The organism is Anoxybacillus sp. EFIL (assembly GCF_013096955.1).
GTDB lineage: Bacteria > Bacillota > Bacilli > Bacillales > Anoxybacillaceae > Anoxybacillus > Anoxybacillus ayderensis.
Genome location: NZ_SDLH01000115.1, coordinates 1 through 405 on the forward strand (window position 1 = coordinate 1; position 405 = coordinate 405).

Sequence of the window (405 nt, forward strand, 5' to 3'; positions counted from 1 at the left end):
CATGAGGGATTTGTTCAGTATCTTGCTAATGGTTGCAAGTAATGGCCATCGTCAGTAAGTCAGAGTTTGCCCGCCGGAAAGGTATTTCTCCGGCAATGGTTACGAAGCTCTGTCGTTCCGGTCGCATTCCAGTGCTGAAAAGCGGCAAGCTGGATTTTGATAAAGCCAGTGCGGCTTATGAAGCGAGCCGACAGGTTGGTCGTGAGGTATCTGCTGAAAATGGAAAAAGAGGGCATGGGATATCTTCGGAACAACCAGAGTTACCCGCTGATGATGCCGGATTAGCTGGTGGTACTTCCGGTGTTGCGGTGCAATTCAACAAGGCTAAGACCGCAGAAAAAATTTATCAGGCAAAGCTGAAACGCCTTGAATTTGAAGAAAAGGAAGGCTCTCTCATCGCTAAAG

1 protein-coding gene is annotated in these 405 nt (G+C 48.1%); it reads left to right on the forward strand.

The annotated features are described in order from the left end of the window. Positions 1-41: 41 nt before the first annotated feature. Positions 42-405, forward strand: a 364-nt coding sequence (locus ES017_RS15595) for a hypothetical protein (protein ID WP_171335309.1), incomplete at its 3' end; no start/stop codon positions are given.